8 protein-coding genes and 1 tRNA gene are annotated in these 16,273 nt (G+C 71.7%); 4 read left to right on the top strand and 5 right to left on the bottom strand.

Features of this window, described 5'->3' with window-relative positions:
• Nucleotides 1-2: 2 nt before the first annotated feature.
• The 4 genes from WMF19_RS06290 to WMF19_RS06275 form a co-directional block, all read right to left on the bottom strand.
• Entirely contained in the window at nt 3-752 is a 750-nt protein-coding gene (locus WMF19_RS06290; RefSeq protein ID WP_437898218.1) for a hypothetical protein, read from the bottom strand.
• 746 nt (nt 753-1,498) lie between these two features.
• On the bottom strand, nt 1,499-1,960 hold the full coding sequence (locus tag WMF19_RS06285; protein ID WP_437898217.1) for a PIN domain-containing protein: 462 nt from the start codon (nt 1,958-1,960) through the stop codon (nt 1,499-1,501).
• Nucleotides 1,957-2,904, bottom strand: coding sequence for a hypothetical protein (locus WMF19_RS06280; RefSeq protein WP_437898216.1), 948 nt, complete (start codon nt 2,902-2,904; stop codon nt 1,957-1,959). The genes WMF19_RS06285 and WMF19_RS06280 overlap by 4 nt, the downstream gene beginning before the upstream one ends.
• A gap of 292 nt (nt 2,905-3,196) precedes the next feature.
• Nucleotides 3,197-3,269 (bottom strand) — tRNA-Asn (locus tag WMF19_RS06275).
• An 87-nt stretch (nt 3,270-3,356) separates the two neighbouring features.
• Here WMF19_RS06275 and WMF19_RS06270 point away from each other — a divergent pair.
• From WMF19_RS06270 to WMF19_RS06260, 3 genes are all read left to right on the top strand, one after another.
• A complete protein-coding gene (locus tag WMF19_RS06270; RefSeq protein WP_437898215.1) occupies nt 3,357-5,105 on the top strand; it encodes a lipopolysaccharide biosynthesis protein in 1,749 nt (582 codons plus the stop codon).
• Between the two features lie 323 nt (nt 5,106-5,428).
• Nucleotides 5,429-7,102, top strand: coding sequence for an energy-dependent translational throttle protein EttA (gene ettA / locus WMF19_RS06265; RefSeq protein ID WP_437898214.1), 1,674 nt, complete (start codon nt 5,429-5,431; stop codon nt 7,100-7,102).
• A 150-nt stretch (nt 7,103-7,252) separates the two neighbouring features.
• On the top strand, nt 7,253-11,740 hold the full coding sequence (locus tag WMF19_RS06260) for a translocation/assembly module TamB domain-containing protein (protein WP_437898213.1): 4,488 nt from the start codon (nt 7,253-7,255) through the stop codon (nt 11,738-11,740).
• A 57-nt stretch (nt 11,741-11,797) separates the two neighbouring features.
• On the opposite strand, the gene WMF19_RS06255 is transcribed toward WMF19_RS06260, so the two are convergent.
• Nucleotides 11,798-12,601, bottom strand: coding sequence for a phosphate/phosphite/phosphonate ABC transporter substrate-binding protein (locus WMF19_RS06255; RefSeq protein ID WP_437744596.1), 804 nt, complete (start codon nt 12,599-12,601; stop codon nt 11,798-11,800).
• A 182-nt stretch (nt 12,602-12,783) separates the two neighbouring features.
• Between WMF19_RS06255 and WMF19_RS06250 the strand changes: the two genes are divergently transcribed.
• Nucleotides 12,784-16,248 carry a POTRA domain-containing protein gene (locus tag WMF19_RS06250; protein ID WP_437898212.1) on the top strand — a complete coding sequence of 1,155 codons (3,465 nt, stop codon included), beginning with the start codon at nt 12,784-12,786 and terminating at the stop codon, nt 16,246-16,248.
• Nucleotides 16,249-16,273: the final 25 nt, after the last annotated feature.

The raw sequence follows: 16,273 nt of genomic DNA, 5'->3' as shown, positions 1-16,273 counted from the left end.
CGTCAGACCAGCAGGACCTTCGCGGTCGGAAACCAGATCGCGAGTTGGTCCTCGACGTGGAACAGCCCACCCTTGTCAGGGTGGAGGCCGACGACGAAGTCGAAGGAGCGTTGGCGGAGCGGGTGGTCAGCGTTCTTGAGGTCCGCAGCCTCGGCGCGCACAGCGAAGTTGGCGTGCGGTGCGCCGAGCTCCAGGGCGATGACGCCGGCGAGCGTGAGCTCCTGCCAGGAGCTGCACGCCACGATGAAGTTGTCCTGCAGCGTGAGGTCCTTCTGGCTGCTCACGAGGTGGTGCGCGAGCTGCCCGCCCGTGCCCGGCAGCTCGAGCACCTTCTGGTGTGCCTTGGCAACGTGGAGGTCCGAGCGCGCCATGCGCGTCGGCAGCCCGAGCAGGCGCGCCTGCTCGAGGATGTAGTCGGCGCCCGCCGTGCTCAGCGAGAGCGACTCGACGGACTTGAGCCAGCCGTCGGTCACGGCCTCAGGCAGCCGGTCCGGGCGAAGAGGGCCGCCCACAGCCTCGGGATCGAACGGCACACGGTGAAGGACGGCGGCGTCTTCGAAGAGCAGCGAGACGAGATCCACGCTGGAGAGCCGACCGCGAAAGCGCGTCCAGGTGTCGAGCTTCGGTTCGGTGAGGGCCGGGCGCCTTCGCCCAGCCGCTTCGTCGCGCACGATGGCGTGCAGGAGAGACGCTGCCCACACGCCCGTGGGGCGCTGCGCGTCGGTGAGACTCGAAACATCAAAACTCGGCATCAGTGAGCTCCCCGCGACGAATCTCCGGCTCTGCATGGCCGCTGCGCGCAAGAGCAGGGTACCCAGACCGCGCTATGCCAACAATACCCAACCAAAGTCGAGAAGAACCGACGTGGGTTCCTGGCCCACCCGCGCCGCGTGGCGGCCGCCCACGCCGCCCGCCATCACGGCGGCGTCGGCCGGGGGAAAGCTCCATCGCGACGAGCGTGATCCCCGCCCGCTCGGTTCGCTGCCGTGGCGAAGCGAGCTCGAGGAGCTGCCCGCGAGACGCCGGGCCGCGTCTCGGTGCGACGCCAGGCTGACCGTCGGCTCGTCGGCGAGGACGAGCGGCGGTCGGCGCGACAGCGCGCGCGATGACCACGCGTTGCTGCTGGCCGCCCGAGAGAGCCACCGCCCTGAAGTTCATTCGGTCGGCGAGCCCCATCGCTCCGAGCAGCTCGGCCGCGCGCTCCTTCATGGCCGAGGAAGGCAAGCTTTCGTCGCCCCAGGCGGGCAGCATCGCGTTCTCGAGCGCGGTGAACATGCGAGATGCCGCGTGCGCTGCACGGGCGCGCTCCGAACCCGCGCCGACCGCAGCCGCTCGGGCCCCAGAGCCGGAACGCGTCCCTCAACGTGATCCACTCATAGGATTCTCGTCCGGTCTGTCTCAAACCCGTTGGCATCTCCCGTGGTTCGTGGCGCCAAGCGCGAGGCTGCCGGACGTTGCCGCGATCCCGCGAGCGCTTCCGTCGTGCGGGATGCGTGTCCTATTCGCCCTCGTGGCGCGATGCCATCGTGGGAGCGATGACCTCGCCATCGAGGTGCTCGGGGATCAGGTGGCAGAAGTCGTCGTCCGTGGTGAGCAGCGTCGCGCCGGCAGCCTTGGCGCAGGCCGCGATCCACAGATCGTTCTTTCCCATGTTGCGGGCGCCGTCGGGGTGGCGCTGCGAGACCAGGTCGAGCTGCACGTACGCCTCGAGGACGGCTGGATGATTGATGTCCACGACAACCAGGCTGTCGAGCGCATTCGAGAGCGCCTGGAGCTTGGCGTCGCCCCAGGCGTTGCGCAGCGCGAGCACGCGCACCTCGCCGAGGCTGACCACGGACACGAGCGGACGTTGCGCAGCGGACCGCAGGCCGAAGCGCTCGTCGATGTACCGACCCAGCGCGTTACCGCGCACCAGCGGGAGAATCACGCTCGTGTCGAGCAGGTAGATCCGCTGGCTCACCGGATCGCCTCGAGCGCGCCGAGCAGCTCCTCATCGGTCTCGTCCCCCGGCCATGTGCCGAAGAACGCCGACACGCCGGTGGCCTCGTCCTGCGGCACCCAGGAGGCCACGGGCTTCCTGGCTGTGGCTTTTGGCGCGCTCTCGAACACGGCGTCACCAGCGCGCGCGGGGCCGAGATACTCGACGTCGATGACCAGGAGCTTGCCGGACGGACGGAACTGGGCCATGCCCGAAACCACCACCCGCGAGCCGAACAGGGTCTTGAGCTGCTCGTTGTCGCGGGCGTCGAGCCGGGCAGCCACGGCAGTGCCATCGGCCAGCGTGAGCATGACGTCTGACTTCGTCGCGGAGATCGTGTCGAGCGTGCCGGTCACACGCACGGCCTTGGGATCCGGGGTCTCGTCGCGAAGGAGCTCGATCTTGCCCACATCGTCGCGTCCCACGACGAGGGGCGCGTCGAGCCCAGCAATGCCTTCGAGCTGTACGCCATGAAAGCCGTCACGCGCAGCCCGAGCGAACCGGACGCAGGTGTCGAGCAGCGCGCGGTCGGCGAGCACGCGATCTCGGTCGCCCTTCACGACGCTCGCGAGCACCCCCGCGAAGATGTCCACGGCCGAGCTGCTCGTCTCGATCAGCCGCTGCGCCTCGACGAACAGCGAGACTCGATGCGCGCCTCCAAAGCGCTCGGGCGCCACGTCGGCCAGCGTCGGAGCCTCGAGCGCCACGACGGCGGAACCAGCGGTCAGCCCCGTGATTTCCACGCGACACGCCACATCGAGCCACGCGGGTCGCGGCCCCTTGCGCGTGCTCTCGCCCTCGACGACGAAGCGCGTCGCCTGGCGGGCCCCCTCGAGCAGCGCGCCGACCGTCTCGAGAAGCACGTCTGCCGGAACGCGAAGCTCGCCGCGCGTCCCTCCCAGCAGCGTCATGGTGTGCTTCTTCATCGCGGCCTCCCTCTCTATCTTCCGGTGTGCGGGCGCGACCGGCAAGGAGAGGAGGAGCTGTGAACCCCAGAGCGGGGAGCCGTTCACCGTGAACTCAAGAGCACCGCTCGGTCTCGGCTCTGCGTGGGCCGAACCTTGTGGCTCGTCACGCGCCACGTCTTGCTCTGAGCGCTCTCCTGGGTTCCGCGTGCGCGCTGCGTGAGCTGCGGAAAAAACAAAGAGGCCTTGCCAGATTTTCTGGCAAGGCCCCTTGTCGGCATGGCGCCCTGACCGGGTCGCCTCGGCGAAATAGCTCCAGCTGCTGGACTCGAACCAGCGACCCGGCGGTTAACAGCCGCCTGCTCTACCAACTGAGCTAAGCTGGAATGCGTTGGAGACGGGCGCGAGGATAGTCGGCGAGGCCTTCCCGTCAAGCGAATCCGCACCGCCGCTGAAGTTTACGTGACGCCCCGGTGTGCTCGGCCGCTCCGCGCGAGATTGCCCGCCCGGCGTGCTTCTGCGACAACCCCGCCGTGCAGCGCGCCGCCGTGCCCTTCCCGCCGCCGCCGGACGCTCCGGCGCCCTCGGATCCCCCGCACTCCGCCCCGGATCCCTCGCGTCCCGCCGCGGACCCTGCGCAGGCCGCCCCGGCGCCTGCCGCTTCCTCTCCCTCCCCTCCCGCCCCGACCGCCCCCTCCCCCGCCACCGCCCGCTCCGCCGGCCGCGGCGGCCTCGCCATCGCCGGCGCCAAGGTCTCCTTCATCCTCTTCGGCTTCGTCCAGCAGCTCATCCTCCCGCGGCTGCTCGGCACCGACGGCTACGGCGCGGTCTCCGTCGTCCTCGCGGGCGTGGGCGTCGTCAACAACGTCATCGTCGCGACCGGCATCCAGGGCGTCTCGCGCGCCGTCTCCAGCGTCGCGGAAGAGGACGTCGCCGCCGCCTTCCGCCGCACGCTCGCCCTGCACGCCGTCCTCGCCGTCGTCGTCTCCGCCGGCTTCGCGCTCCTCGCCGGCGCCATCGCCGACTTCTCCGAGGCCCCGCACGTCGCCGGCCCGCTGCGCCTCGCCGCCGCCGTGGTCCTCCTCTACGGCCTCTACGCCCCGCTCGTCGGCGCGCTCAACGGCCAGCGGCGCTTCGTCACGCAGGCCGCCTTCGACGTCGGCTACGGCGCGCTCCGCACCGCGAGCATCGCCGGCTTTGCCTTCCTCTTCCTCCGCGCCGGCCAGAGCGGCGTCCTCGGCGCGATCACGGGCTTCGTCGCCGCCGCCACCGTCATCGTCCCCCTCGCGCTCACCAGGACGGGCCTCGGCCGCCGCGGCAGCGCCGGCCCCTCGATCCGCGAGCACGCCGCCTTCCTCCTGCCGCTCGCCGTCTCGCAGACGTTCCTGAACCTCCTGCTCCAGACCGACTTCTTCCTCCTCCGCCGCTTCCTCGGGCAGGCAACGAGCGGGCTCGCGCTCGGCGCGAACGCCGCGGACGACCTCATCGGCGTCTACCGCGGCGCGCAGCTCTTCGCGTTCCTGCCGTACCAGCTGCTCCTCTCGGTCACCTTCATCCTCTTCCCGATGCTCGCCCGCGCGCACGCCGAGCACGACCGCGCCGCGGTCCGCCGCTACGCCATGACCGGCGTCCGCCTCTCGTTCCTGCTCACCGGGCTCCTCTGCGCCCCGATCTCGGGCCTCGCCCCGCACGTCCTGCGCTTCGCCTTCCCTGTCGAGATCTGGAGCCGCGGCGGCGACACGCTCCGCGTCCTCTCCCTCGGCATGGGCGCGTTCGCCGTCCTGGGCGTCGCCTCGGCCGCGCTCACCAGCCTGCACCGGGAGCGCGCGGCCGCCGCCCTCACCGCCGCCACCGTCCTCCTCGTCGCCACCGGCTGCTCGATCGCCGTCCCGCGCGCCGCGTTCGGCCCCGACATGCTGGTGCGCTCCGCCGTTGCCACGTCGCTCGCGCTCGCCACCGCCGCGGTGGCCGGCGGCGTCCTGCTCCACCGCGCCGCCGGCGGCTTCGTCCCCGCCCGGACGGCGCTCCGCGTCGGCGCCGCGCTGCTCGCCGCGATCGCCGTGGGCGCGCAGCTCCCGTGGCTCGGCAAGATCGCCGTGCTCGGCGAGGCGATCCTCGTCGCCCTCGTGTACCTCGCCGTGCTCGTCGCCACGCGCGAGGTCGGCCGCGAGGATCTCGCCGCCCTCAAGCAGGCGTTCGGGCGCGGCGCACGACGCGCCTAGCTCCGCCCGTCAGGAGTTCGGCCAGGGAGCCGGAGAGAGATTTCAACGCAAAGGCGCAAAGGCGCAAACCTGCATGAAATCTGTTCTTTTTTGCGTCTTTGCGCCTTTGCGCCTTTGCGTTGAAATCTCCCTTCATACATACGACGCCCGCGTCCGTCCCGACGCGCGCCCTGCGCGCCCGCCTACAGCCGCCTCGACGCCCTCTTGACCGTCAGCCGGCGATCTCGCATACGGCCTCTCCCCCCAGCCCGGCCAGCGCCGCGCCCGCTCGAAGGCCGAGCGGGGCCCCACGGCGCGCCGGGCACGCACAGGCAGGCGAAGACGTGGCCCCTCAATTCATCTTCACGATGCAGGATGTCCGGAAGGTGCACCCCCCGAACAAGGAGGTGCTGAAGGGCCTGTGGCTCTCCTTCTACCCGGGCGCGAAGATCGGCGTCCTCGGCTCGAACGGCGCCGGCAAGAGCACCCTGCTGCGCATCATGGCGGGCGTCGACAAGGAGTACCTCGGCGAGGCGAAGCCCGCCGACGGCATCCGCATCGGCTACCTCGCCCAGGAGCCGCAGCTCGAGGCCGGCAAGACCGTGCAGGAGCACGTCGAGATGGCCGTCCACGAGGTCCGCTCCCTCGTCCAGCGCTTCGAGGAGATCGGCGCGAAGCTCGGCGAGTCGCCCCCCGACATGGAGGCGCTCCTCGAGGAGTACGCCGCGCTCCAGGACAAGATCGAGGCCGCGAACGGCTGGGAGATCGACCGCGTCGTCGAGCGCGCCATGGACGCCCTCCGGCTGCCGCCGCCCGACGCCGACGTCACCAAGCTCTCCGGCGGCGAGCGCCGGCGCGTCGCCCTCTGCCGGCTCCTCCTCGAGAAGCCGGACATCCTGCTGCTCGACGAGCCGACCAACCACCTCGACGCCGAGAGCGTCGCCTGGCTCGAGCGCTTCCTCCACGACTACCCCGGCACCGTCGTCGCGGTCACCCACGACAGGTACTTCCTCGACAACGTCGCCGGCTGGATCCTCGAGCTCGATCGCGGCGCCGGCATCCCGTACGAGGGCAACTACACCGGCTGGCTCGAGCAGAAGAAGAAGCGCCTCGAGCTGGAGCAGAAGCAGGAGAGCGCGCGCAAGCGCACCCTGGAGCGCGAGCTCGAGTGGGTCCGCCTGGCCCCCCGCGCGCGCCAGGCCAAGAGCAAGGCCCGCCTCGCCGCCTACGAGACGCTGCTCGCCGAGGACAAGTCGAAGAAGGTCGAGGAGAACGAGATCCACATCCCCGCCGGCCAGCGGCTCGGGAACGTGGTCGTCGAGGCCGAGCACCTCCGCAAGGGCTTCGGCGATCGCGTCCTCATCGACGACCTCAGCTTCTCGCTCCCGCGCGGCGGCATCGTCGGCATCATCGGGCCGAACGGCGCCGGCAAGACCACGCTCTTCCGCATGATCATGGGCCTCGAGAAGCCCGACGGCGGCGCGCTCAAGCTCGGCGAGACCGTGGAGCTCGCGTACGTCGACCAGTCGCGCGACGCGCTCAACCCGAACAACAACGTCTGGCAGGAGATCTCCGGCGGCGAGGACCGGCTGCTCGTCGGCAAGCGCGAGGTCAACTCGCGCGCGTACGTCGCGAGCTTCAACTTCGCCGGCAGCGATCAGCAGAAGAAGGTCCGCGATCTCTCCGGCGGCGAGCGCAACCGCCTCCACCTCGCCAAGCTGCTCCGCCGCGGCGGCAACGTCCTCCTGCTCGACGAGCCCACCAACGACCTCGACGTCGACACGCTCCGCTCGCTCGAGGAGGCGCTGCTCAACTTCGCCGGCTGCGCCGTCGTCATCAGCCACGATCGCTGGTTCCTCGATCGGATCGCGACCCACATCCTCGCCTTCGAGGGCGACAGCAAGGTCGTCTGGTTCGAGGGCAACTACGCCGACTACGAGGCCGACCTGAAGCGCCGCCTCGGCGCCGACGCGGCCGAGCCCCGCAAGCTCCGCTACCGCAAGCTCACCGCGGGCTGAACCCGGCCTGCCTCGCCCGGCGCCCCCGCGGCGTTCCACCCTGGAGCACGATTCCGGTCGGGTGCGACGCGCACGTACCGGTATTTTCCTCGCACAGGATCACCCCGCCCACGTAAGCGTCCGACCGCGCTTCAGCTAAGCTGCGCACCGATGCACGGCACGAGGAGAAAGGGCTCCCCGCCGAGCGCCCGCAGGGACTGGGGGCGCCTCGCCGTGCGCTTTTTGTGCGCCGTGTTCGCGGTGATCGGCGCGATCCCGCTCGCGCTCGGCCTCCTCGTGCGCACCGAGACGGTGCGGGCCTGGGCGGCGCGCGAGACGGCGGCGCTGCTCCAGCGCGAGCTCGGCATCACGGCCCGCTACGACGTGCGCGTCCAGGCCTGGCCCCTCATGGTCGGCCTGAACCGGCTCGTCGTCGACTCCTCGGACGGCGGCGCGCCGTTCCTCGAGCTCGAGCGCGTGGCCATCCGCCCGCGCCTGTTCTCGCTGCTCGCGGGGCACATCGACGCCGGGGACGTCGAGATCATCGGCCCGCGCGTCCGCGCGGTGGTGAAGGACGGGGAGCTCCGGAACCTCACCCTCCCGAGCACCGGCGGGGGCGGCGGGGGCGGCCTCGGCCGCGCGCCGCTCTCCTCGGTGGCCATCACCGACGCGCGGCTCGACCTGACGATCGACAACGTCCGCGTCCAGGCGAGCGAGGTCGACGTCGACGTCTCCGCAGAGCCGTCGGACGCGTTCGAGATCGCGATGCGCTCCGGCCTCGTCTCGGTCGTCCGCACGCACCCCGCGCCCGGCCGCGAGGCCGAGGAGGACAGCGTCGACGAGGACGTCGTCTGCCGCTTCGACACGCGCGTCCGCGTCGAGCCGGGCCGCGCGCTCGTCCGCCGGCTGATCCTGGAGGGCGCCGCCGACTTCGACCCGGATCCCGGCACCGCGCCGCCCTGCGCGCTCCAGGACGGCGACTGGCGCCGGGTGGAGCTCGAGCTCGGCGCCCTCCGCGCCGTCGGCCTCGGCGACGGCATGCCCCACCGGATCGAGGGCCGCGTGCGGGCGCGCCTCCCCGTGCCGATCGTGCACCGCTTCCTGAGCCTGCCGCCCGCGTCCGGCTCGGTCTCGCTCGACGTCGACGCGGAGTACGACGCGGCGTCCGCGCCGCTCGGCCTGGCGCTCCCCCGCGTCAAGGGCACGCTCCTGCTGGACCGGCCGGGCCTCGACGGCAGGGTCTTCGTCACGCGCCTCGCGGGCAGGGTCTCGACGACCCCGGACGCCGTGCAGCTCTCCGACACCGACGTCGCCTGGGCCGACGGCACGCTGAAGATCTCGAGCGTGGAGATCAAGCCGTTCGAGAGGGGCGTGCCGCTCCAGGCCGGGCCGATCGACCTCGCCAACGTCGAGCTGCCCGGCCTGCTCCGCGACCTCGCGGTCCACCCGCAGGCGCACGTCGCGTGGACGCTGCGCGAGGGGAGGTTCGATCGCTTCGGCGGCACGCTGTCCCCGCTCTCCCTCGAGGGCCCGCTCGCCGTGCAGACGCACGGCTTCGAGATCTTCGATCACCCGACGAAGGACCCTGCCCGCAAGCGCCTGATGGGCGTCAAGGAGGGCACGGTCCGCGGCTCCTTCCAGGTGCGGCCGAACGCCGTCGTGCTCTCGGGCTTCTCGGTCGACACGCCGAGCTCGCACCTCAGGGCCACCGTCTCGCTCGGCTTCAACGACCAGCTCGGGGTCGAGGTCCACCCGGGCTCGCGCGTGGACCTCGCCGAGGTCTCCCCGCTCGCCGCGCTCGAGCTCGCCGGCGTCGCGACGCTGAAGGCCGCGATGCACGGCTCGTACGCGCACCCGAAGCTGACGGGCGAGGTCGGCATCGAGAAGTTCGTGTTCGGCGGCTTCCCCATCGGCGATCTCGAGCCCTCGCCGGTCGCGTTCGAGCCGCTCGCCCTGACGCTCGAGAACGCGCGGGTCCGGCACGGGGCGAGCCGCGTCCGGATCCCGTCGATCAAGGTCGATTTCGATCCGGCCGGCAACCTGCCCAAGGGCCGCCCGCTCGACAGCTCGTCGGGGATCGTCGTCGTGGACGCGACCGTCGACACGCGCGAGGCGCCGCACCTCGCCGCGCGCGACCTCCTCGAGGTGCTCCGCCTCGACAAGGATCCGCGGTTCGCCGCCTACAAGGCGACCGCCAGCGGGACGGCCCGCGCCCACTTCGCGCTCGGCGGCCCCGAGGACCGCTGCGGCGGCGGCTACCTCGCCGTGAACGCGGGCATGCGGCTCACCGGCATCGAGCTGCTCGACGAGCGCTTCGACGAGGGCGAGGTCGACCTCGACATGATCTGGGACGACCAGGCCGCCGGCGCCGACGGCATGCGGCTCGACGTCCGCTCGGCGTCGCTGCGCAAGGGCACGGGCTCCGTGCTGGCGAGCGCCTCCGTGGCGCACGGCGGCGCGCTGAAGGGGAGCGTCATCGCGAGCGGCCTCCCGCTCTCGCGGATCGACGGGCTCGGGGCGGCGGCCTCGCAGTTCGACGGCTCGGTGTCGGTCGTCGCCAGCCTGGGCGGCACCGTGAGCAGGCTCTCCGCCTTCGCGGACGTCCACGTCTCGCGCGTCGGCATCCGCCGCACGCACGCGAGCCTGCCGCCCTCGCGGGTCGAGCTCACGATCGTGCCGAACGACAAGGCGCCGAAGATCATCGGCAGGACGCCGATCTGCGGCAACCCCCAGGGCGCGCCGTTCGACCCGGCGGAGTACGACCGCGACCTCCCCGACGGATCCATCGTCGCGAACGGCTCGCTGTTCGGCGGGCAGGTCGCGCTGAAGGGGCTCCGCGTCACGCGCCAGCGGCGCAAGATCGTGGACGGGGACGTGCGCATGGACGCGCTCGACCTGGGCACGCTCGCGAACGTGATCCCGGGCGCCGCGCTCGCGGTAGCGCCGAAGGGCACGATGACCGGGTCGCTCGACATCGAGCGGCTCCCCCTGGCCGATTTCCGGCAGGCGGCCCTCACGCTCACGGTCGACGCGCTCAAGCTCGAGCGGGAGGGCCAGGGGGTCCACCTCACGAGCCCGAGCGGCCCGATCCGCCTCGCGGGCAACACGCTGAAGGTGCCGGAGCTCCACCTCGAGGCGCACACCGCCTCGCGCCTGTCCGCCGCGTTCACGGCGTCCGGCGAGGTCAAGCGGGTGTTCACGGCGCCGGACCTCGACGTGGCGATCCGGGTCAGCCCGACCAACCTGTCGCGGCTCAGCGCCGACATCCCGCAGATCCGGCGCGCGCGGGGCACGGTGCAGGCCGAGGTCCATGTGGCCGGGCCGCTCCAGGGGCTGAGCTACACGGGCTCGGCGACGCTCAAGGAGGGAGAGCTCGACGTGGTCGGCCTGCCGGTGTCGCTCGACGACATCGACGTGGAGTTCGCGATCGGCGGCGACCAGGTGCGCCTCACGCGGGCGAGCGCGCGGGTCGGCACGGGCACGGTGACCGCGGTGGGGCACATGCCGGTGCGCGGCCTGACCCTCGGCACGGCGCAGGCCTCCATCGTGGCGACCGGCGTGAAGCTGCCGGTCGCGGAGGGGGTGAACCTCACCGCGAACGCCAACCTGACGGCGAGCTTCCGGCCCGGCGTCGAGGACGACGCGTCGGGGGAGAAGAACCTGCCGCGGGTCGAGGGGAAGATCACGCTCACGTCGTTCAGCTACACGCGCCCCATCCTGATGAGCATGGACCTCGGCGATCTCACGGGGCGCCAGCGGACGGCGGTGCAGACCTACGACCCCGCCGACGACGTCGTCCGGTTCGACGTCACCGTCGCCTCGCCGAACCCGCTCCGCTTCTCGAACGATCTGGCCGACATGCGGCTCGAGGTCTCGCAGCCCGGGCTCGCGCTCTCGGGCACGAACCAGCGCTTCGGCGCGCGCGGCACGCTGCGCATCCTGCCCGACTCGAAGCTCATGCTGCGGAGCACCGAGTTCGAGGTCCGGGACGGCTACGTCCGCTTCGACGATCCGTTCCGCATCGCGCCCAAGGTCGACGTCCGCGCCGAGAGCGAGTACCGCCGCTACACGGCGACGAGCACCGCCGCGGCGGACGCGACGTCGGGCGCGGAGCCCGCGGCGCCGACGGCCGCGGCCGCGGGCAGCAGCGCGAACTCCAGCGGGCTCTGGCGCATCAAGCTGCACGCCCAGGGCGACGCCGACAACCTCCAGCTCAACCTGACGAGCGATCCGCCGCTCAGCCAGGAGGACATCGTCCTGCTGCTCACGCTCGGCATGACGCGCGCCGAGCTCAACCAGGGCGCCGTGTCGTCGCTCGGCGAGACCATGGGCCTCGAGGCGCTCTCGTCGCTGACGGGCGCCGACAAGGCGGTGAAGACGATGGTCCCCCTCATCGACGAGTTCCGCTTCGGCACCGGCTACTCGTCCAAGAACGGCGCCCCGGAGCCGACGGTGACGATCGGCAAGCGCATCACGGACGCGGTGCGCGCCAACGTGACGACGGGGCTCTCGCAGGGCAGCCAGGTGCGCGCGGGCGTCGAGGTGAAGCTCAGCGACCGGATGAGCCTCCAGGGGTCGTACGACAACTCGAGCGACGCCTCGAGCTCGCCGCTCGGCAACGTGGGCGCCGACCTGAGGTGGCGGCTCGAGTTCGAGTGACGCTCGAGCCGCGGATCGAGCTCGAACGACGCTCGCGCGGCGCTCGCTCCGCGGCCGTCAGGTGGCCGCGGCGAGCGCCGCGTCGAGGGCGCCGTACCGGTCGTCGCGGCCGGAGACCCACTGCTTGTGGCCCATGAGCTCGAAGATGCGCCGGTGCTTCGGGTTCTTCCAGGTCATGCTGAGCAGCGCGCGCTGGAACGCCTCCGCCTTCGCCTCGGGCAGCGCCGGCAGCGCGTCGAACATCGCGAAATCGTAGGCCGGCGTGGTCCAGAGGACGTCGACCCGGCGGAGGTCGATGTGGCCGTTCGCCTGCTCGGCCAGCCACACCGCGTCCCCGACCGCCGCCGCCTGCGCCTTGCCCTCGTGCAGCGCCGCGAGCGCCTGGACCTCGCTCGTCGCGGTGTCGCCGTGCTTGCCGACGTCCACCTCGAACGGCATGAGCTGGATCTTCTCCACGGCCACCCCCGCCTGCCGGAGGAAGTGGAGCGGCAGGATGCGCGCGTGCGCCGAGTCGACGCTCCCGACCGCGAGCGCCTTGCCCTCCAGGTCGCTGAGCGCCCCGACGGCGGCGTCGCGGCGGACGAGCAGCTTGCTGTGGAAGTCGCGATCGATCTCGCGCATCGCCAGCGAGCGGGACCGCCCCTCGGTCTGCCGCTTCACCCGCACGTGCGCGACGGCGCTGTTCCAGGCCACGTCGATGTGCCCGCGGATCAGCGACTCGACCTGGCGCTCGTAGGTAGAGAACAGCGCGAAATCAATCAGGATTCCATGTTCGCGGAAGTGCTCGCGCAGGCTCTCCCACAGCGTCACCACCTTGGCGTCATGCGCCACGGCGCCGACGAGCATCGCCAGGTCCTTCATCCGGTGCCTCGCACGGGCGGCGACGCTAGCACGAGCTTCGCCCGCCGAGAGCCCCGCGTCTCGCACATCGGCGCCCCGGGGGCGGCCTCTTGCCCATCCAGCGCCCAACCGGGCTACGCTGCGTCCGTCGTGCACGCCGGCGCCGGTTCATTTCAGTTTCGTCCCCCGGCGCTCCGCGCCTGATGGCTCGCTTCCGTTCCACCCTCATTCCCCTTCTGCTCGGCCTTTTGCCGCTCGGCGCGCTCGCCGTCCCGGCGCACGCCGCCCCGACGTCCGCACGTCCGGCTCAGGCCAACCTCAACCCCGGTCAGCCCAACCTCAACCCCGGTCAGCCCAACCTCAACCCCGGTCAGCCCAACCTCAACCCCGGTCAGGCCAGCGTCGACCCTGTCGACGCTGTCGCTGTCGACCCTAAGGCACGGGCCGTGCCCTCGGGCGAGGCCGGCACCCAGGCCACCGACGTGCCGTCGCTCGGCCAGCCGCTGGCCCTCGGAGAGCTCGTCGGCAAGCCGATCGTCCGCATCGACGTCGCCGCCCAGGGTGACCGATGGCAGATCGTCTCGCCGGTCACGAGCGTCGACCTCGGCGAGCCGCTCAGCCCCGACGCCGCGCGCCGCGCCATGCGCGAGCTGCTCGCCTCCGGCAACTTCGCCCGCGCGTCGGCCGAGGCGTACCTCGTGCCGGACGGCGCCGCGCTCCGGATCGTCGTCGTCCCCCGCAGGAGCATCGCCACCATCCAGATCACCGGCGGCGCGCTCGACCGGCAGGACACGCTCGAGGCCGCCGGCATCGCCGAGGGCGGCGAGATCACCGCGGCCACGCTGGCCGAGATCAGCCCCCGCATCCGCGCGTTCTACGCGCTTCACGGCTACCCCGCGACCGCCGTCACGATCCGCGCCGTCGACACCGACGAGCCCTCCCAGGTCGTCCTCGCCCTCGACATCGAGGCCGGCGCTCCGCGCGTGGTCTCCGAGCGCGTCTTCGTCGTGGCGCCGCGCGCGGACCGGGAGCTCGGCTCGCTCAAGCAGAGCTACGGCCTCGGCGTCGGCGCCCGCGTCGACGAGCCCGCCCTCGCCGTGGCCGACCGCGAGATGGCCGAGCTGCTCCGCCGGAGCGGCTTTCACGAGGCCGAGGTCTCCCACCGCGTGCTCGCGGTCGGCCCGCACAACTACCTCTACGTCTACCTCGAGCCCGGCGCGCGCATCGTCCCGGTCTTCGACGGCAACCGCGCCTTCGACGACGACGCCCTCGAGGCCGCGCTCGATCTCGGCGAGACGACCGAGACGAAGACGAACGATCTCACCGATCGGCTCCGCGCGTTCTACGTCGCGCGCGGCTTCCTCGACGCCGAGGTCACCCCCTCGCTGGGCGGCAAGCCCGACGATGCTGTCCGTTACCTGACGTTCACCGTCCGCGAGCACGACCAGGTGCGGGTCACGAAGCGCGTCTTCCCTTGCCTCACGGGCGACCTCGGCCCGGACGACCTCGGCCGCGAGATCGAGAGCTTCCTCGAGGAGGATCTGCCCGGCGCCGACGCCTTCTCGATGCCCGACCCGCGAGGCATCTCGGACCTCTTCGGCCCGACCCGCGGCGCCGGCGGCCGGGCTCGGCCCGTCGAGCTCATCCCCTCGATGACGTACGCGCAGGAGACCTACGAGCGCGCCCTCAAGCACCTCCGCGATCTCTACTTCAGCAAGGGCTACCTGAACGCTGTCGTCGGCCCGGTCTCCATGCTCCGCGCCACCTGCTCGCGCCGCTCCCCGCCGGGCGCCTGCATCCCCGAGCCGGTCGCCGAGCACGTCGCGGCCCAGTGCCTCACCGACGCGCAAGGGCTCCCCCTCCCCGAGCCGCCCGTCCCCGCCGCCCTCACGTGCCGCCCCGACGCCGCCCGGCACATCGCCTGCGCCCCCGAGGTGACGCTCCGCATTCCTGTCCATCCCGGCCCGCAGACCCAGCTCTACGATCTCGCCTTCGAGGGGAACAAGGGCTTCTGCGGCCAGACCGGCCTGAGCGAGCGCGACCGCGCCCTCTGCGCCGAGGCGCGGCCGTTCAGCGAGCGCTGGCTCAGCGACCTCGCCGATCTGAAGGTCGGACAGCCCCTCTCGACGCTCGCCCTCGACGCCGCGCGGCTGCGCATCATGGATGCTTACCGCGACCTGGGCTACGCGTTCGCCGAGGTCCGCACGGCCATCGAGCCCTCGCCCGACCGCACGCGCGCCCGCGCGCGCTTCATCGTCTCGGAGCGAGATCGGGTGTTCGTCACCGGCATCGTCGTCAAGGGCGCCGTCCGGACCGACGAGCAGCTGATCCTCCGCCGCGTGCTGCTCCGCGAGGGCGCGCCGTTCCGCCAGTCGCAGGCCCGCCTGAGCGAGGAGCGCATCGCCACGCTCGGCCCCTTCTCCAGCGTGTCGATCTCGCTCGAGGATCCCGAAGTCCCGCAGAAGAACAAGCGGGTCGTCATCCACGTGGTCGAGCAGCTGCCGCAGTACCTCAACCCGCAGATCGGGTTCTCGACCGGCGAGGGCGCGCGCCTCGCCTTCGAGTACGGACACCGCAACATCGGCGGCCTCGCCATCGGCCTCACGATGGGCGTCCAGCTCAGCTACCTGTTCGAGTTCATGATCGTGGACAAGGCGGCGAGCCGCCACTACGAGGAGCTCCAGGTCGACGACCAGCTGGAGCGCCGCATCGCGGTCTCGGTCGCGCTCCCGGACATCGGCCTCGGTCCGCTCGTCAGCATGTCGCTCGCGGGCATCCACGTGCGCGACAACCAGCTGGATTTCGGCGTCACGAAGACGGCGATCATCCCCGCGATCACCTACCGCCCGCGGCGCGCCGTGACGACGCAGCTCGCCCTGTCGACCGAGCTGAACAAAGTCGGGTTCTTCCCGGGCGCCGTCGGCGCCGACAAGCGGGATATCCTCGATCAGCTGCGCATGCCCGAAGGCGACACGATCGCCCTGGCGCAGCGGCTCGACGCGTCCTGGGACACGCGGGATACCCCCTTCGCCGCGACCCGGGGCTTCCTCCTCTCCGGCGGCGTCGAGCACGTCGACGCCTTCGACGCCTTCGCCTCGGTCCGGACCCAATCGAGCTTCCCCGAGAGCCACTTTCTGCGATTCACGGGCCGTGTGTCGGGGTATATCCCCCTCGCGCCGCGGTCGCGGCTCACCCTCGCCCTGAGCCTGTCCGGAGGGTATATTCAGCCGCTCGTGGCCCAGAGCGGGACGTACCCGGATCGCCTGTTCTTCCTCGGCGGCGTCGACTCGCTCCGTTCCCATCTGGCCGAGTCGCTGTATCCGGAGGACGGGCTCGAGGAGGCGAAAAAGGCGCTGGGCGGGGACGCGAAGGTCTCGACCGACGATATCCCGCGCGGCGGGACGGTGATGGTGAACCCCCGCGCCGAGCTGCGCATTCCGCTGACCGACCTGCTCCAGCTCGGGCTCTTCCTCGACGCGGGCAACCTCTGGATCAGGGCGAAGAACGTCAACCTCGATCCGCGGCTCTTGCGTTACGGGATCGGCGCCGGTCTGCGGGTGAACACGCCCATCGGCCCCCTCGCCTTCGACTACGGCTTCAACCTGGATCCGCGCGACGAGCTGGACGAGATCGACGGTGCACTCCACTTCTCCGTAGGGCTCTTTTGACAGGCCGCGTCGCGCGCGAGGCGGC

Origin of the sequence: Sorangium sp. So ce124, from assembly GCF_051525235.1 — a bacterium.
Lineage (GTDB): Bacteria > Myxococcota_A > Polyangia > Polyangiales > Polyangiaceae > Sorangium > Sorangium atrum.
This window is presented reverse-complemented; position numbering and strand designations above follow the sequence as displayed.